The sequence below is a fragment of the Lacibacter sp. genome, assembly GCF_057361365.1.
The window spans coordinates 167,108-192,586 of record NZ_JBMQSG010000006.1; the positions used below are offsets into that span (position 1 = coordinate 167,108).

Annotated in this window: 17 protein-coding genes; 8 read left to right on the plus strand and 9 right to left on the minus strand. The window is 40.2% G+C overall.

What is annotated here, in order from left to right; genetic code table 11:
• Window positions 1–2: 2 nt before the first annotated feature.
• Together ACO1QW_RS04105 and ACO1QW_RS04110 are read right to left on the minus strand one after the other, a co-directional pair.
• Window positions 3–1,631 carry a hypothetical protein gene (locus ACO1QW_RS04105; protein ID WP_486255951.1) on the minus strand — a complete coding sequence of 543 codons (1,629 nt, stop codon included), beginning with the start codon at window positions 1,629–1,631 and terminating at the stop codon, window positions 3–5.
• Between the two features lie 43 nt (window positions 1,632–1,674).
• A complete protein-coding gene (locus tag ACO1QW_RS04110; protein ID WP_486255953.1) occupies window positions 1,675–4,734 on the minus strand; it encodes a tetratricopeptide repeat protein in 3,060 nt (1,019 codons plus the stop codon).
• 202 nt (window positions 4,735–4,936) lie between these two features.
• Here ACO1QW_RS04110 and ACO1QW_RS04115 point away from each other — a divergent pair, with 202 nt between their 5' ends.
• The 5 genes from ACO1QW_RS04115 to ACO1QW_RS04135 all read left to right on the plus strand — a co-directional run bounded on the left by ACO1QW_RS04115 (window position 4,937) and on the right by ACO1QW_RS04135 (window position 11,889).
• A complete protein-coding gene (locus ACO1QW_RS04115) occupies window positions 4,937–5,344 on the plus strand; it encodes a DoxX family protein (protein ID WP_486255955.1) in 408 nt (135 codons plus the stop codon).
• An 8-nt stretch (window positions 5,345–5,352) separates the two neighbouring features.
• Window positions 5,353–5,763, plus strand: a complete 411-nt coding sequence (locus ACO1QW_RS04120; RefSeq protein WP_486255957.1) for an acyl-CoA thioesterase — start codon at window positions 5,353–5,355, stop codon at window positions 5,761–5,763.
• 21 nt (window positions 5,764–5,784) lie between these two features.
• On the plus strand, window positions 5,785–7,050 hold the full coding sequence (locus ACO1QW_RS04125) for a CinA family nicotinamide mononucleotide deamidase-related protein (RefSeq protein ID WP_486255958.1): 1,266 nt from the start codon (window positions 5,785–5,787) through the stop codon (window positions 7,048–7,050).
• Between the two features lie 146 nt (window positions 7,051–7,196).
• Complete coding sequence (locus ACO1QW_RS04130; RefSeq protein ID WP_486255960.1) at window positions 7,197–8,546, plus strand: dihydrolipoamide acetyltransferase family protein; 1,350 nt, start codon at window positions 7,197–7,199, stop codon at window positions 8,544–8,546.
• A 703-nt stretch (window positions 8,547–9,249) separates the two neighbouring features.
• Window positions 9,250–11,889, plus strand: a complete 2,640-nt coding sequence (locus tag ACO1QW_RS04135) for a hypothetical protein (protein ID WP_486255962.1) — start codon at window positions 9,250–9,252, stop codon at window positions 11,887–11,889.
• Window positions 11,890–11,973: 84 nt separating this feature from the next.
• On the opposite strand, the gene ACO1QW_RS04140 is transcribed toward ACO1QW_RS04135, so the two are convergent.
• Both ACO1QW_RS04140 and ACO1QW_RS04145 read right to left on the minus strand, forming a co-directional pair.
• Window positions 11,974–13,473, minus strand: a complete 1,500-nt coding sequence (locus tag ACO1QW_RS04140; protein ID WP_486255964.1) for an Ig-like domain-containing protein — start codon at window positions 13,471–13,473, stop codon at window positions 11,974–11,976.
• 528 nt (window positions 13,474–14,001) lie between these two features.
• Complete coding sequence (locus tag ACO1QW_RS04145) at window positions 14,002–14,517, minus strand: SixA phosphatase family protein (RefSeq protein ID WP_486255966.1); 516 nt, start codon at window positions 14,515–14,517, stop codon at window positions 14,002–14,004.
• A 74-nt stretch (window positions 14,518–14,591) separates the two neighbouring features.
• Between ACO1QW_RS04145 and ACO1QW_RS04150 the strand changes: the two genes are divergently transcribed.
• Window positions 14,592–15,305 carry a hypothetical protein gene (locus ACO1QW_RS04150; RefSeq protein WP_486255968.1) on the plus strand — a complete coding sequence of 238 codons (714 nt, stop codon included), beginning with the start codon at window positions 14,592–14,594 and terminating at the stop codon, window positions 15,303–15,305.
• Here ACO1QW_RS04150 and ACO1QW_RS04155 read toward each other — a convergent pair.
• Together ACO1QW_RS04155 and ACO1QW_RS04160 are read right to left on the minus strand one after the other, a co-directional pair.
• Window positions 15,262–16,572: a hypothetical protein gene (locus ACO1QW_RS04155; protein WP_486255970.1), complete on the minus strand. Its 1,311-nt coding sequence runs from the start codon at window positions 16,570–16,572 to the stop codon at window positions 15,262–15,264. The two genes, ACO1QW_RS04150 and ACO1QW_RS04155, sit on opposite strands and share 44 nt — an antisense overlap.
• 75 nt (window positions 16,573–16,647) lie before the next feature.
• Complete coding sequence (locus ACO1QW_RS04160; RefSeq protein ID WP_486255971.1) at window positions 16,648–19,608, minus strand: alpha/beta hydrolase family protein; 2,961 nt, start codon at window positions 19,606–19,608, stop codon at window positions 16,648–16,650.
• Window positions 19,609–19,690: 82 nt separating this feature from the next.
• On the opposite strand from ACO1QW_RS04160, the gene ACO1QW_RS04165 reads away from it, so the two are divergent.
• Complete coding sequence (locus tag ACO1QW_RS04165) at window positions 19,691–22,138, plus strand: TonB-dependent receptor (protein ID WP_486255973.1); 2,448 nt, start codon at window positions 19,691–19,693, stop codon at window positions 22,136–22,138.
• A 116-nt stretch (window positions 22,139–22,254) separates the two neighbouring features.
• Here the strand turns inward: ACO1QW_RS04165 and ACO1QW_RS04170 are convergent, their stop codons facing one another.
• The 3 genes from ACO1QW_RS04170 to ACO1QW_RS04180 form a co-directional block, all read right to left on the minus strand.
• A complete protein-coding gene (locus ACO1QW_RS04170; protein WP_486255975.1) occupies window positions 22,255–23,142 on the minus strand; it encodes a DMT family transporter in 888 nt (295 codons plus the stop codon).
• A gap of 10 nt (window positions 23,143–23,152) precedes the next feature.
• The gene (locus ACO1QW_RS04175; protein ID WP_486255977.1) at window positions 23,153–23,947 is read right to left on the minus strand and encodes a polyprenol monophosphomannose synthase; all 795 of its coding nucleotides are present in this window, start codon (window positions 23,945–23,947) and stop codon (window positions 23,153–23,155) included.
• Window positions 23,948–24,018: 71 nt separating this feature from the next.
• The gene (locus ACO1QW_RS04180; RefSeq protein WP_486255978.1) at window positions 24,019–24,846 is read right to left on the minus strand and encodes an exonuclease domain-containing protein; all 828 of its coding nucleotides are present in this window, start codon (window positions 24,844–24,846) and stop codon (window positions 24,019–24,021) included.
• Window positions 24,847–25,124: 278 nt separating this feature from the next.
• Here ACO1QW_RS04180 and ytxJ point away from each other — a divergent pair, with 278 nt between their 5' ends.
• Window positions 25,125–25,454 (plus strand): bacillithiol system redox-active protein YtxJ, encoded by a 330-nt coding sequence (ytxJ, locus tag ACO1QW_RS04185; RefSeq protein WP_486255980.1) that lies wholly within the window; start codon window positions 25,125–25,127, stop codon window positions 25,452–25,454.
• The last annotated feature ends 25 nt before the right edge of the window (window positions 25,455–25,479 follow it).

The following is a 25,479-nucleotide window of genomic DNA, read 5'->3' on the forward strand; positions in this document are numbered from 1 at the left end:
CCTTATTGTTGCTTTTGGTCAAAAGTAAGTCTAATTCCCGCAAGTAGATTAAATCCAACAACCTGGTAATTATTCCAGCGTTGATAGGTATTGTTGAAGATGTTGTTGAATTGTCCCCAAACACTAATGTGCGGATGTACTTTAAACTCCATGCCGGCATTCAAATCGAAAACACCACGCAAACGCTCAGCGCTTCCACTCATATCTTTACGGTACACCGGACCCTGCCATGAAAGAAGATCCGCTTTCACCATAATCTTTTTACTGGGTTGCCAGCGAAGTGCAGCACTTAATTCAATGGGAACAAAATGCCATGGGCGTTTCTCATCCTGTTGGTTAACGAAATTGTAGATATCCATTTTAGCACTTGCGTTAAACTGATCCTGTAACACAAAACCTATTTCGCCTTGTGTATGCAATGCCTGCAGCTTTCCTTCACGCAGCACTTCAAATAAAGCGGGATGCACATGATTGCTGTATAATGGTAAACTCAAATATTCGAGGAAACCTGTTTGCACACGGTAATTAAATGAATTAACCAGCGTGCCTTTGAAACCTCCATAAAATTCAGTGATGCGTGTATTGAATTGTGATAATGGCTGATTAATCCATGGATTTTTGGAAGCTAATGCCTGGTAAGTATTCTTTTGCACATAGCCCGTCCAGCCAGCAGTAAGAATGATTTTCTTTTCCTGTAAATGAACATCAACCAATACATCGGGCAACACATTTAATTTACCCTGATCCCATGTTGGACGAATACCACCTTTAATAAACAACCTCGATGTTTTTAACATCGCTGCAGCGTTTAAAAAGAAAACATTGTTTGTATATGTTTCCGCACCTGTGGGAGTGTAAGTTGTGAGATCAACATTGCCACGCACCAATAAACCAAAACTGTTGCCAAACCTTACTTCAACCGGCAGATCGAGTGCACCATTTGTTTCAGTTGAACGGGTATCGCCAAACACATTAATATTGAGATCGGGATTATAGCTAATGCCGAAACGATTAACAAACGCATTGCGCACACCTGCACGGATGTTGATGGTTTGATAAGGCTTCTTTAATGAATCGTCTTTCGAATTGATAAATGCCGGATCGGGACCGTACAAATAGAAAGATTGGTTTTGATAACCTGCCTTGCCATATACTTCCACATTCTTTACGATTGAATTGATATTGGCGGAAAACGATGTGTTGCTGAAACGTTGCACTCTCAGCTTGCCTCTTTGTGAAAGATGATTGGCAAACAACGTGAAATTTGTTTTCTTTCCATCCCCAAGCGTAAACCCTGCATCTACCAGCGGTGTATTATAATTACCGTATCCAACTTTAATATAATTGCTGTTATGCGCCTGCCCTGCAGAATCAATTTGTAACGACATTGGCTTCAACCCAACCGGCTGCAGGTTAAAATATAAATTCTGTACAGGAATATTGTAGGCAAGATTAGGTGCACCTGTTTCAGGAGCAGGAGGAGTGGCATTAAAATTAAGTTTCACTGCATTTTTCAATACAGGTTTAAATGCCGATACAATTTCAATCGACTGCTTCTTTGTTGTATCCTGTGCAGCTGCATAAAAACCAAGGCTGCTAAATATAAACGTGAATATTGTTAATCTGCGCATGTGCATGTTTGTTCGTTGTTCAATCGTATCTCGTACTTTCTTCTTATCCTTCAATTTTTGAATTACGCTTTTCTTCTTCTGTCACCTGTTGCAGCTTTGTTTGAGCCTCTTGTTTCAACTGAAGATTGGTGGCATTGTCAACCACACTTTGGTAAGTTGCTTTTGCATTGAAGTAATCTTTTTGTTTCAGGTAAATATCACCCAGCAAAATGTATGATTTTGTTACCCAGAAATCATACGATCCACTTTTATTGATCACTTCAAATGCAGCTTTCTCTGCATTGGTGAGACTGTTTAAATCGAATTGACATTTAGCAATTTCATATCTCGCTTCTGCCGCCCACTCTCCTTTGTTAAGATTTACCACTGCACGGTACGATTGAATGGCGAGATCGTATGTATTATTGAGTTGATGATTACGTCCTGTTACGAGATTTGATAATGCCTTGTCATCATTACCTGCTCCTTTAGCTACCAGTAGATCTTTTGCAACATCGGCAGCTTGTTTGTATTCTTTCAGTTGATAATGACAACGAAGTAAGCCACGCAATGCTTCCAACCTGCTTTCATCTGTTGTGGCAACCGTACGCAGTATTTCATAATATGGTTGCGCTTTTGCATAATCCTGTAATTCGAAATAATAAGAACGTGCAGCGATCAACGCACTCTTTTCTGCAAACTGGCTGTTACCTTGTTTAGCTACATATTCATAACCGGGCAAAGCACTCTTCCAGTCTTTGCGCTGCATATAACACTCACTGCGGTTATAGTATGCATTCAGTGCATTTGCACCATTGGGGAAACGTGTGAGGTAACTATTGATCAGTTCAACAGCACCAGTGCAGTCGTTATTTTCTAATTTCACTTCAACAGCTGCATAGGCTAATGAATCCGCTTCGCTGGCTGAAACATTTCTACCGGTTGAACGGATGAAAGCTTCGTATTCTTGTGGCCTTCCGGTTTCAACATAAATAGCACGGATGTTTTCCAATGCAAAAGCTGCTTCCTCACTGTTAGGATATTGCTGTAATAATTTTTTATAGCTATCTAATGCTTCCTGGTTCCTATTAAGGTTGCTGTAACAAACGGCGAGTTGCAACAATGCCGTTTGCTTATAACCTGTATTCTGCGGTGCATTAATCACGTTAGTAAGGAATGGAATGGCTGCCTGAAATTTTTCATCGGCCATATATGTTTTTGCAATTTCCATATTGGCATCGGGTACAAGGTTGCTGCGTGGATACAAACGCTGCAAGGTGCCCATCTGGTCGATCTTTCCCTTACTGTTGTTGATACCTGTAAGCATTGCCTTTTGATAAAGCGCATAATCTGCATTGGGCCACGAATAGTCAATTGCTTTTTGATACATATTTAATGCAGTAGAATAATTCTTCTGCATAAAATAACAATCGGCTAAACGGATATGTGCATCCTGGTCGATTGGTGCTGAATTAAGCGCTACACGGCCAAGTGCTTTTTGAAAAAATCCTTGCGCCACTAAAAAGTTTTCTTTACGGAGGTAGCAATAACCCATGTTGTAGTTGGCTTCTTTCACCGTTGCTTCGCCCATGCCAGGGTTTCCGCTTTGCAAAAATTTATCATAGAAACGAATGGCATCATCCAACCGATCATTGCGGTACGCAATTTCCCCCTTCCAGTAATTTGTTAACGGAAGAACAGGTGCATTGTATTTATCCTTTAAGATTTTATCCAGGAGTTCATCCGCTTTATTCAGCTGACCATCATTGATCAGCTCTGCAGCACGACCATACAACATACGTGGATACAATTTCCTTGTCGCTTCTGAAGGATCAACCAACGACTCCATTAAGGTAATGGCATCTTTATAGTTACTCGTTCCTGTGAGCAAGCCAACTAACAGTTCCTTTGCTTCATTACTATATGTGCTGCGTGGGTATTCATTCAAAAAGCGTTTGAATTCGCTGATGGCTACACCCTGGTAGCCCAATTCATACGAAAGCTTTGCATAATTGAATAGTGACACTTCACGTTGCTGCTGATTGCTGTTATTTGCAGCACAAAATGCAAATGCATTTCGTGCATTTTCTTTTTGATTCGTTTTTAAATAAGCATCGCCCAGCATATACATAGCACTCTGGCTGAGAGAATCTTCATTACCGCTTAACTGCTTAAAACCTTCAATGGCTTTTGCCAGTTGATTGTTTTGATAATAGCTATAGCTGAGTTCATACAAATCCTGGCGGGTTACTTTCTCCGCTTTGTTTACGTACGCTTCAAGTAAAGGAAGTGCACGTGCATAATCTTTCTTTTCGAAGTAAGCATGACCAAGTAATTGTTTCATTTCAAGGTCATATAATATATTGGGACGCTTCACAGCATCTTCTGCAATTTTAATGGCCTTGTCTTTCTCTCCACGGAAATAATAAATAGAAGCAATGTAAAAGGGAACAATCTTTCCATATTCAGGATGATCTTTCACTTTTTCAAAACTTCCCAGTGCCTCATTGTATTGTTTATCGTTATACGCAATAAACCCATAGTAATAGTTTGCATCGAGGTAGTACTTATCATCAGGCATCTGGCGAATGCTGTTGAACAATGGCTTCGCCTGCGCATAACGCTTCAAATGAAAATAACTATACCCCATTCTGAATTTTGATTCAGCTATCTGTTCATTATTTAAGCTGGCAATCTCTGCTTTTTCATAAAACTCCAATGCATCTGTAAACAGTTGCTTACGGAAATAATAGTTAGCCAAATGAAAACTCAATTGCTGTGTGCGTGGCATATTATGCACCACAGTAATAAACTCTCGGCTAGGTTGCACTGCCCTTTCATCGTTTTGCTGTAAGCCGCAAGCGAGAAGATAATAATCAATCTCCTGCACCTGGATGCCTGCATTTAGAATAGTAGAGCTTTGCACATCTTGCTTTAACTCACGTAACAGTGGCATGGCCAAACTGTATTGGTCAGTTAAAAAATACTCCTGGGCCTGTTTGAACTTTGCGTTGGGATCGTTATTAATTGCTGTTACCTGTGCATCCACTTGCACAGAAACGCACAAGAGCAGGAACGAAAGAATGTAAGTAATGCGGTTGTTCATTGCCGGGTAAACGTTCATCGTTGGTAAATATTTTTAACCTGTCGCTTTAAGTTCGTTCGTCGGGCTAAAGGTAAATTGTCCTTTTCCTTTCAAACACCATTCCAGATTTTTGTGGATAAAAGTTGATGTTCCGTTAATTTCGCAACCTGGAATCAATATTCTTGAAACGAACTGCAATGAAAAATTCATTTTTCATTGCGGCTAAAACTACAACGGACACATGAAGAAACTCTTATCTATTAATTACTCCGCCACTGCTTTTAACATTTCATTCTTATTATTGAGGCTTGTTTTCGGAATTAGCCTTTGTGTAAACTATGGTTACGACAAGCTCGTAAACTTTGCAGACAGGAAGGATCATTTTGTAGATCTCTTTGGAATCGGTAGTACGGCCACACTGGCGTTAGTTGTTTTTGCGGAGTTCTTCTGTTCCATTTTTGTAGCCATTGGATTATTTACACGCTTCACCGTAGTGCCCATCATTATTGCTATGAGTTATGCTTTTTTTGTTTCCCATAACAGTGCCTTGTTTGCAAAAGGCGAAGTGGCGGCGTTATATTTAACAGGTTTCTTTGCTATCCTGTTATGCGGACCGGGCAAAGCAAGTGTTGATGGAATGATCAAATAAAAGAAACCATGTTTAACAGTGAAACCAATATACGGGTGCGTTATTCTGAAACCGACCAGATGAATGTGGTGTATCATGGTAACTATGCCCAGTATTTTGAAGTGGCAAGAGCTGAAGCAATTCGTGAGATGGGCATCACCTATAAGGAAATGGAAGAAATGGGAGTTGTGATGCCGATCGTAGAACTGCATACTAAATTTCTCCGGCCTGCAAAGTATGATGATCTGCTAACGATCAAAACCCAATTGCGTGAATTACCTGCGGATCACCGCATCGAGTTTCATCATGAAGTATATAATGAAGATGGTAAACTTTTGACCATTGGACGTGTTGTATTGTATTTCCTGGATGCGAAAACAATGGCTCGAACTGTAATGCCGCAAGAGTTGGCAAGTCATCTTACCCCCTATTTCAACTGATTTAAACTGTAAATTTATTTCATGCAGCAACAAGCAGTCTACGCCTCCATCATTACCATTGGAGATGAATTATTAATTGGACAAACGATTGATACCAACAGTGCATGGATGGCGCAGGAGTTGAATAAGATCGGTGTGTGGGTGAAACGTCGTGTAGCTGTTGGTGATACAAGAGAAGATATTTGGCAGGCATTGGATGAAGAAAGCGAATCGGCGCAAATCATTTTGATCACTGGCGGACTCGGACCTACTGCCGATGACATTACTAAACCTTTACTGTGTGATTACTTTGGCGGCAAGATGGTGGTTGATGAAATAGTGCTAGAACATGTGACCAATATCTTTCGTCGATTGAACCGCCCCATTATTGAACGCAACATGAAACAGGCAGAAGTACCTGACGTATGTACCGTGCTCATGAACAAACGTGGCACTGCACCGGGTATGCTCTTCCGAAAAGGAAACTGCATTTATATTTCCATGCCAGGTGTACCGCATGAAATGAAAGGTATTATGCAGGATGAAGTATTACCATTACTCCAACGTGAGTACACAATGCCATCTATACTGCATCGTACATTACTTACAGCAGGAATAGGTGAATCGTTTCTTGCGGAAAAAATAAATGCGTGGGAAGAAGCACTCCCTGATGATATTAAGCTGGCTTACCTGCCCAATTACGGAATGGTGCGTTTACGTTTAACCGCCACCGGTACTGACAATGATGCGTTGAAAAAACAACTTGATCAGCTTTTTGCTGAATTGCAGATGCAGGTAAAAGAATGGCTTATTGTTAATGAAGATATTTCGCTTGAGGTGGCGCTTGGAAAACTGTTAATGAGTAAAAATAAAAGCATGGCTACAGCAGAGAGTTGTAGTGGCGGTTATATTGCTCATTTAATAACAGCTATTCCGGGTTCGTCAACGTACTTTAAAGGAACCGTAGTTGCATATGCTTATGATGTAAAAGAAGATGTGTTGGGTGTGCAGCATTCCACTCTTGAAACAAAAGGGGCGGTGAGCGAAGAAACGGTTACAGAAATGTTGAAGGGACTTTTAAATAAAACAACCGCCGATTATGGTATTGCCACCAGCGGTATTATGGGCCCCGGTGGTGGTACGGAAGACAAACCTGTGGGTACAGTTTGGGTGGCTGTTGGTTCCAGAGAAAACATGATCGCAAAAAAATTACATTTCAGGTTCGACCGTTTAAAAAATATAGAATTAACTGCTACAAATGCCCTGCTCATGTTGTTCCAGTTTATTAATGCCGGGACGGATATATAAGTCTCCAATCCTTACCTTTGACGCCTATTAACGATTGTTTGTCCAGATTAGCCGAAGGATGAAATGTTGTACAAGTGTGCGACGCAACCAAAGGCGAACAGAATTTCAGTTGCTGGTCAACAAAAAAATAAAAACATCAAATTATTATGGCTTTAGTTGATTTAGTAATGCCTAAGCTCGGTGAAAGTATTATGGAAGCAACCATTTTGCGTTGGCATAAGCAGCCGGGCGACAGTATTAAAATGGATGAAACTGTTTTAGACATTGCAACGGATAAGGTTGACAGTGAAGTGCCCAGCACTGCTGAAGGCGTATTAAGCGAAGTTCTGTTCAATGAAAATGATGTAGTGCCAATTGGTGCGGTGATTGCACGAATTAAAACCGGTGCTGCTGAAACAACGATTTCAACCCCTGTTACAAATACGCCGGTTGTTGAATCAGAAGCTGAATTGGTGGAAGAAGAAAATATTCCTTATCAACCTGCAGGCGCTAAAGTAAGTGCAGCCACAAATGGCATTCGTTTTTATTCTCCCCTAGTATTAAATATTGCTGCGCAGGAAGGAATTGGCATGACCGAATTGGAAAAGATTCCAGGTACAGGAAATGAAGGACGTGTTACTAAAAAAGATATTCTTCAATATGTAAGCAGCAGGAAGTCTGGAACTCCGAGCTATTCGGCACAAGCTGCAAATAAAGAGGAAGTATTAGTGGTGCCGATGAATAGAGTTGAACAACCTACACAACAGGCTGCTCCTGCCCCATCAATGGCACCAACAGTTTATAGTGGTAATGTAGAGATCATTGAAATGGATCGTATGCGCAAGCTTATTGCCGATCATATGGTGAAAAGCAAGCACACCAGCCCACATGTAACAAGTTTTACCGAAGCCGATGTTACCAATCTTGTACAATGGCGTGATAAGATGAAGAAAGAATTTGAAAAACGAGAAGGAACAAAAATTACGTTCACTCCGTTATTCATTGAAGCAATTGTAAAGTGCATTAAAAAATATCCGCTCATTAACAGCTCTGTGGATGGCGACAGAATCATTGTAAAAAAAGATATCAATATTGGAATGGCAACAGCTTTACCAAGCGGCAACCTGATTGTACCTGTAATAAAAAATGCTGACCAGTTAAATCTTGTTGGTTTAACCAAGCAAGTGAACAGCCTGGCTGACAGTGCACGCAACGGCAAACTGAAAGCTGATGATACAACAGGTGGCACATTTACGTTAACCAATGTTGGAACGTTTGGAAGCTTGATGGGAACTCCTATTATTAACCAACCGCAGGTTGCAGTGTTAGCTGTTGGAGCTATTAAAAAACGCCCTGTGGTTATTGAAACACCAATGGGTGACAGTATTGCTATTCGGCACATGATGTATTTAAGCATGAGTTATGATCATCGTATTATTGATGGCAGCCTTGGTGCAACTTTTTTAACTGCCGTGGCAAATGAGTTGCAGAACTTTAATCCTGACAGAGATTTGTAAACAGATCAATACGTAAAAAAAATGCCGGTTCAATTCAACCGGCATTTTTTTTTGTAGTAAATATTGCAACAGTTTTTGTTTAATCTTGGAGCTATATTTTTTTAAAAAGGCTTGCATTTTTAATAAGTAGCTTGTATTTTGTGTATCCAGTTAGTCTCCCAAAACCAGTTGTAAAATATCCACTGAATACCTTCTCTAATCAACGCCCTCTCCTAACTGCATAATAATATACCCCCTGTCAACCTCTATCCGTGCTTTGGTTCTAATTTATTCATTGATTTTTTAAACGATAACTGATTACGTACTCCGTGATTGTTATTGATGCTGTATTTATTTTTTTGTACAAAAGATCATTCGGCTGTTCTATAAAAACCATCACACATTTTTTTTAACCACTTAACACCAAACCCAATGCACATTATATCTTTTTCAAGCCGCATCTTGCAGTAACCACCATCAGTTAAACGCAACCAACATGTGATGTTTCAGAAAGCATTCATTAAATCATGAATTGCTAAGGGTAATGCTATGCCCGACTTCTGAAAACAACTGACTGCTGCTCCTTACTGTTACTCCGGATCTGGACAAACAATTTCTCACAGCATAACATGCAGTGAGCAGGATACTTATTTGTACACTCAGCATGAATCGTTTATTCAACAACCGGAACAGAACACTTTCTTCACATCATTAAATCAAATTTATGTGTAACCTAATTCTACCAGCTAACGCCCAGGGATCTAAATGGAAAAATATTTTTGCGGATGCTATAAAAACATTTCTTCCCTTCTTCGTCATCAATCTTCTATTTATTTCTTCATCGTTTAGCCAGGGATTTACAACAGTTGATTTTCACCAGGCGCAAAATGACAGGAATGGCGCCAAGCTTTACCTCATCGATTGGGTAAATGGTTCTCTAAACTCAACACATACCGACTATTGGGAAGGCATTGGCGTGCCTCAAAGAATTGTACTCACCGGCATCCTTCCGAATAATGCAAATAGTAATAAGAGTAAACATTCAATACGTTTCCAGATTTTATCAAGCAAAGGAAGTAAGCATGCATACGACTTTCCAATTTCCTGGGAGCAGGCATTTAGAACAGCAGAGGACATTGGCGGAACGGTTAATGAATTACAAAATTTGCACAACCAGGAATGCGGTGATGCATTTAGTGCTGTGGCAAAAACTGCGTGTGGGGTACTGAGTGCTGTTACCGGTAATAAAGTCAAAACAGCATCTTTTCCCGATGTCATCGGAAATCCTGGAAAGCCAACAATAGGCGCACCAAATGTTGACGATAATATTACCTGCTTTGAAACCTATAAAAGATTTAACGAAGCAAACGTTCGATACGGAGACCGCACAATTGAAATTCGAGGAAATGCTGACATTGCAAATGCGAATGTAACATTCACCGGCTACCAAGGTAGCGGTAAGGATTATGCGGAGTACTTGCTTACATGGGAATCTACATCTGACCAGGTGATGATTCGTTTTGCTACACGACTTGCCCCAGGCAATGGTCGTTGCGGTTATGGATCTGGAAATGGTGCAGGCAGCATCAGTGGTGCTCCTTACCATGTTACACTCTTAAGATTTGACGATGTGGATGACCCAAGTGATAACGCTCCTGAAGCAGGCGTGTCTATGGGTAGCCAGGACAACCAGATCATGTCAAATGCTATTCAGATTCCTGCTCCTCAATGCGGTCTTTCTAATGGATCATCAGGATGTGTTACTACTGCAACAAGCTTTACTGTAAATTATACAAGTGCTGATGCAGCAAATGCAACCGTTAAATTTTATTTCACTGCCAATACAGCCGGCGCTGAACTGCCCAATGATGTAACTGCTGTTGGTAATTGCAGCAGCAGCACTTATTCAGTTTTAGCTGATGCGAGCGGTAGCGCCAGCATTTCAATTACTCCAGCCAATGGTGTTGCATTTACTCAAGGAAGCTTCCGTATAGGTGCTTGCGTAACAGGTGCAGGCGGTAGTACAACATGCGAACAATCTTCAGCAACGAGGATCGATGCAGCATCAGTAGATGGCCAGGTTGGTGGAAACGGAACAACTACGGCTTTGGCTCCATACCAAATTAACGGAAACCTGATAAATCAAACCGCAGCCTTAACAGCTTTTGGCAGTTTGAACGGCACTCAGGATAATCTTCTGTTCAGCAGTTTAACATGGACAGTTGCCAGCCAAACAGAGGCTCCGGGTAATATCGCAACCAGCGGTAACTTATCAAATGCAAATACCAGCACTGGGGGTGCAACATTCACTCCAACAGCAGGTGGCGGCGGTTATGTTGAAGGTCTCTACGCATTTAAAGTAACTGCTATATCTGCAGGCAATGGTTGCGAAGCAACCGACCTGGTATTTATAAATGTTTCAGCCGGTGGAAATTGCCCTGGTGACATTACAGGACCGGGTTCTGTTTGCGAAGGAGCCACAGGTCTTGTTTATAGCTCTGCTATTTTAGCGGCTAAAAATCCTTTCCCAGAAGCAGGATTAACATACACATGGTCCATTGTTCCAGCAGCAAATGCAACCATCACCAGTGGCAGCGTGAATGTTACTCAAGTGACAGTTACAGCGGGCACAGGTGACTTTGTAGTGAAAGTAACCGTAACTAACCAGCATGGACAAACTTTCACTAGTGCTGATTGCGAATATGAGGTTGATGTAGTTGGCAAACCAACTGTATCTGCTATCTATAATCCTCCGGGATGTTCAGATCAAAGCTTTAGTATCGATATACCCAATTCAAACGCCAGTTGGAGTTATACCGTTACACAGCCTAATTCTTCTTCAGGTTACAACACAACAAAAGCTGGCAATGGAGGTACGTTAAACTTTGCAGGACTTGCTCTTGGTGGTGGATTCTTAGTAACAGTAAGCAATCCTACCGTAACTGGTAGTTGTACTGGTACTACAGATTGTGCTGGCAGCACTAATAGTTGCACAACCCCCACTATTACAGAATCAAAAGCTGTATTGGATAAAGTTACTTCCACAATCACTGATCCTGTAATTCCTAAAACAGATGAGACCTACAGAATAGTTCTTGAATCTCCAACTAAAGTGAAAGCAGTTCCAAATCCATTCATTGATAAGATCAGGTTCAATCTTGTATCAGGTGTTTCAGGCATGGGCGTGTTGGAATTATACAATATGCAAGGTCAAAAAATAGGAGTTGTTTTTGAAGGATTTGTTCAGGCAGGAAGAGAATTTACAAAAGAGTATGTTGTTCCAGGAACAGCAAGAGCAAACCTTATCTATATTTTTAGAGTGGGTGACCAAAAAATATCCGGCAAACTGATCAACCAGAGATAACATTTAATGTCAAAACAAATTAAACTAAACGACAACAGGTGCTTTTATCAGCACCTGTTATCGTTTTATAAAGTTCTACTTGTGCTAATTATTAATAACAAAAGTCCACATGCCACCTGTTTGTGCAAGGAAATCATAATCTATCCATGAATAACCAGCATCGGCCCAACCTGTGCCCCATGAATTCATTACTTTAAAAGCATGCTTTGCATCATCATATCCACAAATCACTAAGGCATGGCTAAAACCGGCAGCACCAAAATAAGCTTTCCAGATAAAGCCCGGTTGCGCATTGGTGAAACTGGCATCAAGATTTACGGTAAAGATGAGTGGATGCTTATTTACAATCATTGTTTTAATAGCTGCTACATCTGATTTAGAAATTACCGAATAAGAACTGATTTTAAAATTAGTAGCCTCTGCTGATTGGCTACTGTTAGGCAAAAGTGAACATCCATTTAAATCGCTGTATGGCATCGATTGTTCACTACAAATACCATAAGTCTTTAAAAATTCGAGCACTGTTGTTACACTAGTTCCCGCTCCACAATCGCCAAACTTAGTTTGGTTATATAAAAATTCAGAACTGAACACATTGGTTGAAAAATTATATCCTGATGCTGCAGTCTTGTAAAACTGTTCCGCAGATCTTGCAGCATATCCTGCAGCAAATGCAACGCAAGAAAATTCTCCACCCTGGTTTTTTACAGGCGGCATCACCAATTGGGCACTTGTAGGAAGAGTTGGAGGATTGATAACTGTTGTGTTAACGGTTACTTGTATAGATTGTGAGCCGTTATTATTTGCAGCATCATATGCACTTGCTGTTATCGTATGAATACCGGCAGCAATGGAACTTGTATTTAATGAAAAACTATAAGGTGAACTATTGTCGCTACCAACCATTACTCCATCAACACTGAATTTAACTGTGCTGACAGCAACATTATCTGATGCACTTGCCGAAATATCTACTGTGCCGCTAACCGAAGCCGAATTGGAAGGTGAAGTAATAGTTATTGTTGGACTTGTTACATCCGTATTTGTTATTGTGTTTACGGTTACAATTCTTGAAGCTGAGGCGCTATTGCCTGCAGCATCTTTTGCAGTAACAGTTAATGTATGCGTTCCGTTAACTGCGGTTGCTGAATTCCATGAAATAGTAAAGGGAGAAATACTGCTGCTGCCAACAAATGTTCCGTCAACACTCAGGCTTACAGAACTGACAGCACGATTATCGGTTGCATTTACTGTAACATTGATAGTGCCAGAAACAGTTGCTCCGCTTGCAGGAGAAGTGATGCTGATTGTTGGAGGTGTTGCATCACTACCACCGGGTTTACCTTTGAAAGCAGCTGATAATAAAGAAGGATCACTTGTTACTCTCTTGAGCAATTGTGACGACATGATCACAGGGATTTTGCTAACCACGTTTGGATCATCTTCCACTGCACCACTGGCCCTTGTTTGTTGTGGCTGCAATTGTTCATTCGATTGATTAGATACTTCCTTTTTACAAGCAGTGAACAAGAGTACAAGACTGAGCATGGCTACTAAGCCGGCACGGAATTTTAAAAAGATCATGTTGGTTTTTTTAAGATATTTCGATAATAATTTAAAACGCTTTTTAATTGAACTTCAAAACAGGCATTGCATAACAACGCTCAAACTTTTCAAAAGTTCATAATTATAATGCATTGGTGCTTCAGTTTATGAAACTCCAGACACATCATACATCAGTAAAAAAAATGGGAATTAAATTAGATCGATGGTTGGCGGATTAAGATTCTTCTTTAAAGACGGATTGTGCACTTATCATTCCAGATTCAAAATTTAGCCATATAGTTTGATCTTGCTACTCAAACACCACGAAAAAAACATTTCCCTGAATAAAAATACTCAAATACAGTACCGTATCACCGGCAAGTAAATGATAACCTGACAAGTAGATTTTTTGGAAGTCTTTAGTCTCAACCGATTAGAGCAAAAACCGATGTTTTGTAGCTATAAATTGGCCCAATAATATTTTATTGATTTTTACTAATGTGGCCATTACAGTTAGAAGTTATAACATGAATGGTTAGGCCACTGTAACAAGCGCAATTCTATTCCTTAATATTTTTTGCGTTCGAAACTGTACTTTTTCCCTTTGCGTTTCACCATAAACAAATTATCATATTCTGTTTCTGCAAGATCAGTTAACAATGTTTCACCCATTAATTTGTTTACAAGGTCATCAACTGTATTGGAATGCCCAACAAGTAATACGTCTCCTTTCTTAATCGCTTTTACCCGATCAATAAATTTATCTACGGTATCTCTTGGCGAATACAACTGCACTGCTATGCCTTCAGCTTCACCCAAAGGTTTAACTGTTGACTGCGTACGGATGTAAGGAGTTGAGAAAATAGCAGTAAACGATTTGCCTTGTAATAATGTTTTCAGGTTTTGAGCACGCTGCTCCCCTTCTGCACTTAACGGTACATCGCTACTCATGTTAGCTGTTGCATTTGCTTTTTCTGCATGCCGAACGATGTAATAAGTATTACGATTACATGCTGACAGGAAAATAAGCATGAAACTGATCGTTAAAATTGTTGACAACACCTGCTTGCGGGCAACTGACATAAACAGAAGGTTTTAAATTATTGAAACTGTTTTGTAAATTTAAGGAACAAAAACCCAGTAAAAACTCCTCGTATATGAAGACTTTATCCGAAACCTGGTTTGCCGATGGCTTCATTGATTTTGAATTGAAAAAATATACCCTGCTTGCCTACCTGCAGGAAGTTAATAAACATTTTAACGAGGCAAGGCTTTACCCGCAACTGGCCGATGTGATCTTTCACTACAATAATCTTGTTGCCTTCAGGGAAAATAAAAAATACCTGCAGGAACAGTTTCCGAAAAAACTGACAGGCATACAGATTGAAAAGCTTCAGTTACTATATGAACAAATGATTGAAGATGACGAACTGATGCAGGAACTTGAAACCATTATGCATTATTCCATTGCCACCATGAAATCCACCATTACTAATGGCACAGAGATCTATGAAATGGTGGAGCAAAGTATTTCTATTACCCCAATCGGGATTATTCCCTTAGATACAACTGAAGGTTATTTGTTTCTGCGTAACAGCATGGCCAGGCAAACAAAAGTGTATCAATACCGGCTCAGCTTTTTTGAACGCCATGATGAACAATACCGAACTTTAAAAACAAATTTAGTTGACACATGGATGAGTACTCTCGCCAATACGTACGAGAACATCAAGAGCGAACTCATCCGCAACAAAACAGAACTTCCCAATCCTGCAGTTTACAGTATCGAAACCAATCTTTCATACCCGGTAGAAGAAACGTTATTGCCTATTGCAAAGCGGAGTTTTGTGAAGTTCCTGAGTGCTGCCTGATATAATACAGCACAAATACAGAACTAATGAGTGGAACAATGTACAGGTAAACATAAGGGATCAACACAAAGCCATAAAATACGGCTAAATAAATTTTCAATGATGCCGCAGCAACTAATTGCAACGGCATTTTTTGTTTACGATGTTTTAAATAATACCATGCTGCAAGCAAAACTACTGTGAGCAGTGAAGCCCATAGATGAATTTGTTTGAACCGTTCCAGCTTTTGCTCAACTGGCGCCGACGAGCTTTCAAAAAACATTGCGGCGAGCCCTGTTCCCCTGAAAAGTTGAAATGGTTTTTCACCTGGAGCCTGCCAACTCTGTCCTATCCATTCGCCAAGCCCGGCAATAGTGTATGTCTTTACACCACGAAAAAATATATCCATATCACTGCTCACAAAAGGAATAACATATAACATGAGTACGCCGACTAAAATAACAGCTAGACATTTCAATACAACAGCCAGGCCTTTTTCTTTCCATAATAAGAGAAAGAAAAAGGGCAACCATAACACTAATGAATAGCGTGACAAGAGGCAAACTAATAAGGCAACACCCATCGTCCCCCATTTTCCTTTTTCTAAACTAAAAATAAAGAAGGCGTAATAAACAGCTATCAACAACTCCACCGTACGCATCAGCGATAGATCGGCATACAACAGATAGCCCCAGAATATCAATTGTAACAAAACAAATAAATACAAATGCAGAACATCATCGGCACACGATTGCAGTAATCTTTGTGAAAAAGTAAGCAACAGCAACATCCATCCTGCAAATACAAGGTAACGGTAATCGATCAGCATGAACTCTGTCAAATGAAATGGCCCCCATGTAAGCGGCAAGTAAGTGGGAAAAAAATCGTAGCCCCATTCTGTTATGATGCGATAGGGAAATGTTCCTTGCTGATGGCGTTTAACGAGTGTTTCTATTTGCGGAATAACATCCGAATCCTTTATGCTAACCGGGTACTGGTTCAGGTTTTTTGCCCAGAACACCAAACCTACAGCAATAGCAGACCACCAGATATATTTCAGCCGCTCTTTTGATCTTTTACTTAAAGAAGTTTTATTAATTGGAGTTTTTGTATGAATGATTAATGGATACACACCGATGAGCATCGATAACAGGAAAAGAAAAAAACCATTCCAAACCGGTGAAAGAATTGTTGAGCGAAAAAAAGTGGTGAAAAGAATTTCTAACGTTATCAATAAAAACAAAACACTTGTAGAAATAGAATATGACAGCTTGGGCTTTTGTAACATCCGCTCATTTTATGCAAGACAAGATAAATAATAAGGCCGGACATAATTCCGGCCTTTCTTTATCTCTTCTGTTTGTTATTTCACAATATCAAATCCCCAATCAATTCCCTTATTTGTTGCGGGCACACCTTCTGCCATCCATTTTGGCATTGGAGCACCTTTCAGGTAATGATCAAAGAACTGGCTCAAACGAACCGAAAGATCTTTTCTGTTTCTGCGCTCAACAAGGTTATGATCTTCATCGTTGTATTGCAGGAACCATGCTTTCTTATCTAAACGACGCAATGCCGTAAAAAATTCAATACTCTGATACCAGGGTACTGCACCATCTTTGTCATTATGCATCAACAGCAAAGGCGTTGTTACTTTATCAGCTTTAAATAATGGAGAGTTCTTGGTATAAAGATCAGGACGTTGCCAAGGTGTTGCACCTAAACGTGTTTGTGAACGCTCATACTGAAACTGCCTGCTGATACCAGCTCCCCAACGTATACCACCATAAGCACTAAACATATTTGCAACCGGCGCACCTGCTCCTGCAGCTGCAAACATTTTCGTGCGTGTAACAAGATAAGCAACCTGGTAGCCGCCCCAGCTTTGTCCTTGGATGGCCATTTTTGTGCTGTCAACAAATTTCATTTTGCTAAGGTACTTACCTGCACTTACAACAGAGTTATAGGCGCTTTCACCAGGTTCTCCATCTTTATAATAAATGTTTGGATCGAATACGAGATAACCATTGCTGGTGAAATAAGCGATGTTGATGGTTGATGCGCTTGGAGCCGGAGTGCGGTAACCATAGCGTGTATCAGAATTACGTTCGTAGAAATAAAAGATCACAGGATATTTTTTATTAGGATCGAAGTTTTCAGGCTTGAATAATAAACCTTCCGATTCTTTACCATCAAACATTTTCCATTTATGCAACTCAACGGTGTACCAGTTATAATCTTTTTGTTGTTCGTTGATAAAACTCAATTGTTTTGCTGATTTATGATCCTGTGCTGCACTCAATGTAGTTGAAAACAAACTGCCACTCATTTGTGGTGTCATTGCAAGGTAAACCAATGCATCGCTGTTCTTTGCTTTCATTGTTGAAAATGCATTTACCGCAATTGGGTATGTTACAGCAATTGATTCGTTGAGATTAAAACTACTGCCGAGCTTATGCGTTACCCAACCGTTTCCTTTTTCTTTATTATCAAACACATTCAGCAATAGTATTTGCCCGTCTTTCACAAAAAGCTCTTCACGGTCAAGCTCTGTATTGCGGAAAGTTAATTGCTTTTTACGACCGATACCATTTGTAATTGAAACAGGTTTTTCTTTTCCTGTTGGATCGATTTTCCAGATATCAAATTTATCATACACATACAATGCAGCATCATTTTCATGCCATCCCATTACGCCATGTGGTGGCGGATCATCCGGGTGATCATCATCTTCATCAAACAATGGCACTTTAATATCTTTTGTTGCAACAATGGTTTTACCTGTTGCCACTTCATATACCATGTATTGATGTGTTTTCCAATCGAACCAGGCAACAAATTTTCCTTTTGGTGAAATACCACCACTACGGATCTTCTTACCGATCAATGTTTTTTCTCCCGACTTAACATTTACTAAATACAGATCGTTGTAGTTATGCTGCTCCCACTGGTTTTGCTTACGGTAAGGTTTGCTATCGTAACCAATGGCAACATCTGCATCATCTTCATCAGTAGTAACTACACGTTCCATTGTTTCATTTGCTAAGGGAGTAACTGCTGAAGCGTCGCCATGCAACACGGTTAAATAACTGCGGCGCATTTCACTTGGCACCTGTAATAATTGCTGCGGCTGAAGTTCAGGATCATTATAGTGCCAGATATCTAATCGTGCAGTCTCAAAATCAACGAGGTTGGTATCTTTTGGCTGACGGATGGGCGCCAATCCAAAAAACAAGCGATCACCTTTCTTGCTGAATTTATTACTATAATCGGGACTCACCATTAGTCCCGTCTTTACAGATGCAGTTGACTGATCAACACGCAAACGGGCACTATCCATACCAGTTTTAAAATACCAGAGTTTATAAAACTTACGTAACGCTTTGCTCACGCTGTCACGTTCGGCAACAAATGCAACTTGTGTACCCGCCGCATCCATGGCATAATTTTTTGCATCATTAAAACCCTTGAATACAGTATCAACTTTTCCTGTGGCAGTATTCATCCACAACACTGCAGGTTTACTTAATGTATCAGCATTTTTCTTCGACGTTTCAATCAACAATACATTCCCGTTTTCACTGAAATAATATTCGTTAACAAGTTTAAATCTTTTCTCCTCGCCTGTTTGTGTATTGCGTACAACTAACTCCGTACCTTCTTCAACCGGTTCGGCAGCCGGGCGGGTTGTTGGTCTTGCCCCGGCTCTTGTTGGCTGTAATACATTTAAACCTTTTGTTTTTGCTTCGGCCGCTTTGTTTTTTAAACTGTCTGCCACACGCATTAGCGAATCGGCCATGGCAACCATTTTATTGATCTGCGTGAGCGAATCTGGTTTTGCTGCCGGCTTTGGTGGTTCAGGTAATGCCTTGTCGAGGTGATAAGCAACCCAACCATTTCCTTTTTCTGGTGTTTTGAATGTTTTTACACGGGCCACTTTCCAAACACTATCCTTTCCTAATTCCACAATGGCCAAACTATCTTTTGGCATATCATCCGGACGTTTCTTTTTGATCCGTGCATCACGGGTGTCTTTGAATAATGGACGGATTTTGAAAATTACAAAACGACTATCATTCGTAATAATGGAACTGTAACCACGGGCTACTGTTTTTTTGTAGTTGCCATCAGTTGATTGAATGATCATATCGCCATCACCTTCCTGGGGGTTAACCGAATAGACCACCCATTTACCATCATCACTAAGTTGTGCACCTTGCACACTTTGCCAACGGTCGTAAACAGAATGATCAAGAGGTTTTTTAGATTGTGCAATGCTGAAAATGGGCACTGCAAGTAAAAGAATACAGATGAAATTTCTCATGCGCAGTAATTTTTAAAGTTCGTCAAGTTAAATTAAACAATTAAGCCGTATTCTTGTTTTACACCAACGGAATATAAAACTTATGAATAGACTTATTGTTAGCTTGCTCCTAGTCGTCCTCTCTGCCTATCCTGTTTTCGCACAAAATAAAGGTGTTATAACTGGTACCATTATCGACAAATCCACTCAACTTCCGCTCGATGCAGTTTCCATCAAAGTTGAAAATACTGAATGGGGCTCTGTTTCCGATTCAGCTGGTCGTTTCCGCATCAGCAATATCGATCCTAAAACATACAACATTGCGTTTTCGAAAGTTGGTTATAAGCCCTACACCATTTACAACATCGTTCTAACCTCCGGTAACGAAGCAAGCGTAATGGTTGAACTGGAAGAAGAAATAAAATCAATTGGCGAAATTACTGTTACCGGCAAACGCACAGCCAAAGTGGCTACGCTTGAAACACCGTTGAGTGTGCAGCGGTTAACAACAGAAGAGATTAAAGCAAATCCCGGCGGCAATTTCGACATCAGCCGGGTGATCAATACCCTGCCCGGTGTTGGTGGAACAGCGGGTAGTGTCGGCGGTTTTCGGAACGATATCATCATTCGTGGCGGTGGACCCGGTGAAAATGTTTTTTATTTAGATGGAATTGAAATTCCTGTTATTAATCATTTTGCCACGCAAGGCGCTGGTGGCGGACCAACCGGTATTCTCAACGTAAGTTTTATAGAAGATGTGAAACTTAGCTCATCAGCATTTGATGCACGTTACGATAATGCATTGAGCAGCGTATTCGAATTCAAACAAAAAAGAGGAAACAGTAACCGTGTGCAAGGCAATGTACGTTTAAGTGCAACTGAACTTGCCGCAACATTAGAAGGACCACTGAGTAACAATAAGAAAACAACTTTTCTTGCGAGTGCACGCCGCAGCTACCTGCAGTTTTTATTTAAAGCTTTGGATCTTCCCATTCGTCCGAACTATTGGGATTTTCAATATAAAGTCACTCATCAATTTGATAAGAAAACAACGTTGACTTTGCTGGGTGTTGGAGCCATTGATGAATTTAGTTTCGCCGCACCTTCAGAAGCTACTCCCGAAAAATTATATATCCTCAACAGTAATCCTAATATCAATCAATGGAATTACACCGTGGGAGCTGCGTTGAAGCGTACCATCAGGAATGGTTTCTGGAATCTTGCACTCAGCCGAAATGCATTCAACAACAATATCACACGTTTTGAAGATAACCTCAACCCTACTCCGGCAAAGCAATCGCTTGATATAACATCAAACGAAACAGAAAATAAATTACGGTTTGATGTTAACCAGACTTTGAATGGATGGAAGCTGAGTTATGGCGCTGTTGTGCAAAATCCTGACTTTAGCAACAAAGGTTTTGCACGTATACGTGCTGAAGTAAGAGATACATTGGGAAATCTTGTGCAACCGGAATTGAAAGTAAATTTTAATACATCAAAAGCATTTGTAAAGTTGGGTGCATTTGTTCAGGCCGGCAAACGATTCTTTGATGAACGTTTGGTGGTAAATGCGGGCTTACGTATGGATGGCAATACATTTACAGATGAGGGTATGAATTTATTTCAAACATTTAGTCCACGTGTGGGATTGAGTTATGTAGTAAGTGATCAGTGGACGGTAAATGCAAGCGTTGGTCGTTATTATCGTTTAGCTCCTTACACCATACTTGCATTCCAGGACAACAATAGCAATTATGTAAACCGTGATGCAAAATATTTACGTAGCGATCATTATGTAATAGGGTTTGAATATTTACCGAAGAACACTACACGTTTTACAGTGGAAGGTTTTTATAAGCAATATGGCGATATGCCGGTGAGTGTACGTGACGGAATTAATCTTGCGAATAAAGGCGGCGATTTTAATATTCTTGGTAACGAAGATGTGTTGAGTACGGGCAAAGGAAGAACGTATGGTGTTGAATTCTTTGCGCAACAAAAACTGACAAAGCGTTTCTATGGAGTTTTCAGTTATACTTTTTTTGTAAGCCAGTTTAGTGGTGCAAATGAAAAATATGTGGCGAGTGCCTGGGACAACCGTCATTTACTAAGCATAACATGGGGCTATAAATTTCCACGTAACTGGGAGCTTGGTTTAAAATTCCGCTACCAGGGTGGCGCACCATTTACGCCGTTTAATGAAACAGCAAGCAGGCAGAATTATTTAAGCACGGGTGAAGGCATTCTTGATTATGCAAGATTAAATCAAAACCGTTTGAACTCATTTAATGCAAGCGATGTGCGTGTTGATAAGAAGTGGAATTTTAAACGTTTAACGCTGGATGTATTTCTAGATGTAACAAATTGGTATGTCGCTAAAAGTCCGGCGTTTCCACAATACACATTCCAACGTACACCTGATAACAGTGGCTTTGCTACTACAAATGGAAAACCAATTGCCTTTGATGGCAGCAATGCAATTCCGGTAATTCTGAAAAACAATGATGCAAGTGTAACACCAACCATTGGATTTATTCTTGAATTCTGATTTTGAAAATAGGAGGTGCAAAGTTGGAAACAAATTCCCCGGCTTAGTATCTTTCTTATTTTTGCCCCAGAGGACAAGAGATTAGCATTATAAACACAGAGCTCTTAACTCATACTTTATTTCATAGCCCTTCTTTCTCTCCAAACACGTAAAGTTTGGATTACTACGCTGGCAACAATGAGCATGATGCCCCACACAAACCCATCGCCCAATTCTTTCTCTTCATGATACAATAAGAATGCTAATGCAATGCCATAAACAGGCTCAAGATTATAAGTGAGATTTGCAGTGAATGCGGAGATTTTCTTTAAAGCATTTACTGATAATTGCATCGCCAACACTGTACAGAACAAAGAAAGCATGAGCAACCAAAACCAATCATTCATGGAAGGAATATGGTTTGCTGCAGGAGAAATTTGAAGATACAAAGGCAACAGCAAACTCAACATCAACCAGCCGCCGCTCAATTCATAAAACGTAAGTTTATCGGCTGGTATGTGTTGTATAAGTTGTTTATTAAAAATGGGAAACAATGCTGAAAGAAAAGCAGCTGCCACACCTAGCAAAACGCCGATCTTGTATTGTGCATCAAAATGAAAAATTAAATAGATGCCGAGCAATACTAATAAGCCCAGTAGTACTTCAACAAGGTCTACCCTTCTTTTTAAAATCAATGGTTCAAGAAAAGCGGTGAACGAACCTGTGGCTGCAAAACATACCAAAGCAATAGATACATTAGCATACTTTACACTCCCGTAAAAAAACACCCAATGCAAAGCAATGATTGCTCCTATGCCAATGCATTGAAACAAATATTTCTTTTCAATTTTTATGGATTGTTTACGGAAAAGAGAAAGGAGTAACAAGATGAATGCCGACAGCAACATCCGGTACCAAACCAGCCAACCTTCGTTCAACTCAATTAACCGCCCGAGTACACCTGTAAAACCAGCTAAGAAAACAGCAGCATGTAATTGCAGAAAAGCTTTGGTGGTGGGGTGCATGTATGAGAGATCACAATTTACTTTGTGCTACAACTTCATCTGAAAATTTTGAAGAAGACTCTCCTTTGCTTTTCATTCTTGCATGGTAATCTTTGAACAAACTTTGCCAGCGGAGTTTCAGCACACCAAGAATTCCTTCTTTCACAATTCCTTTGTTCATTTTGCTTGCGCCAAACTTACGATCAACAAACGTGATGGGAACTTCAACGATCTTGAATTTTAATTTCCAGGCTGCAAATTTCATTTCAATCTGGAATGCATAACCTACAAAGTTGATCCCATCAAGATTCAATGCTTCCAGCGTTTCACGTTTGTAACAAACAAAACCTGCTGTAGGATCCATCACTGGCATCCAGGTGATCATGCGTGTATAAAGTGATGCACCCTTTGACAAGAGAATACGATTTTGGGGCCAGTTGGCAACTGCTCCTCCTTGCACATAACGGCTGCCCACAGCAAGATCGGCGCCTCCTGTTTTGCAAGCCTCAACCAAACGTGGGAGATCGACTGGATTGTGACTGAAATCAGCATCCATCTCACAAATAAATTTGTAACCTTTTTCAATGGCCCACTTGAAACCGTGAATATAGGCAGTGCCCAAACCCAGTTTACCTTTACGTTCTTCAATAAATAGTTGACCGGGAAAAGAAGACTGTAATTGCTTTACAATTTGTGCAGTACCATCAGGCGAACCGTCATCAATCACCAATACATGAAAGCCTTCGTTTAATCCAAAAACGGCCCGGATAATATTTTCAATATTTTCCTTTTCATTGTATGTGGGTATGATAACTAGTTTTTCCAATCTGAATGTTTGCGTTGCAATTTAGTTGATTTCAAAAACCTTCAACAAAACTTCTTATTGCACAGGTACGTTTAGTTCTTTTTTAACAGGGTGCGATTTAAAATTTCTGTGAGCTTCTGTTTGGTATGCAGCGGAAAATCTCCTTTCATCATCCAATCATAATACTGAGGTTCTTGCTTTAATACTAATGTTACCGGCTTCCCTTTATGCTTTCCAAAATTGAAAACTTCAACACCATTTTCCATTACAAACCTGCGGGCAAAATCAACGATCTGGTCTTCGCCTGTAAACTTCACAATATCATCAACACTGGCACCCATTTGCGGATAACGTTTAACCTGCGCTTCCAATACTTCCCATGTTGCTTGTGCATCTACTTCAGCACTATGAGCGCCTTCCAGTATTTTATCGCAATAAAATTTATAAGCAGCACTAAGGGTGCGTTGCTCCATCATATGAAATACCCGTTGCACATCCAGTAAAGAGCGATCGTTCAATTCAATATCCAATCCAGCACGCAAAAACTCTTCTACCAGCAATGGAATATCAAAACGGTTTGAATTATATCCTGCCAGGTCGCAATTGCTCATGAACATTTTAATTTCATTGGCTGCTTGCTTGAACGTGGGCGCATCTTTCACCATTTCGTTGCTGATACCGTGAACTTCGGTTGAGCCGGGAGGAATGGGCATTTCAGGATTAATGAGCTTCCGCTTTACCTGGCGGGTACCATCGGGCATTATTTTTACGATGGCTATTTCTACAATCCTGTCGCTGCTGATGTTAACACCGGTGGTTTCCAGGTCAATCACCGCCAAAGGGCGTTTCAAATTTAAACTCATATTAGTACTGCCGTTTTGGTTGCTGGCGTCGAAACCCATGGAAATCTGTTGACTCATGCAACAAAAGTAACTAAAACAAAGGCATCGATTTATACTGAAATAAGGCTGTTTGCCGTTATGTGGATGAAAATCTCATTTTTTCAGGAAACTTGATTAATTTTACGGCTCTCAAAATCCGTTTTATTTATGAAAAAAATTATGATCTCTCTTCTTGTAGCTGTAATTGCAGCTTTCGTTTTCACTTCATGTGCCAGCAGCAAACGTGGCATGGGTTGTCCCACAAGCGCAAGTAACAAACCTTTCAGAGCCTGAGACACATTCCGTAATTTTGCGGTATGAATTGGATTCCTTTACGTTCGCAGGAAGAACTGGAAGAGATTATTGCATTAAGCAAAAATCAGCCACAGGTTATTTTTAAGCACAGCACACGTTGCAGCATAAGTTCAGTTGCAAAGAACCGGCTTGAAAAAGCTTCGTCACCTGAAGATGCGAAGTTTTATTATCTCGACCTGCTCTCCTACCGGCCTTTATCAAATTCTGTTGCTGAACGTTTTGCGGTTGAGCATGAATCGCCACAAATACTGGTGATCAAAAACGGCAAATGTATTTACAACGAAAGCCATATGGGAATTGATATGGAAGACATAAAAGATCAACTCAATTAAACGAATAAAACAAGGCCACCAATTC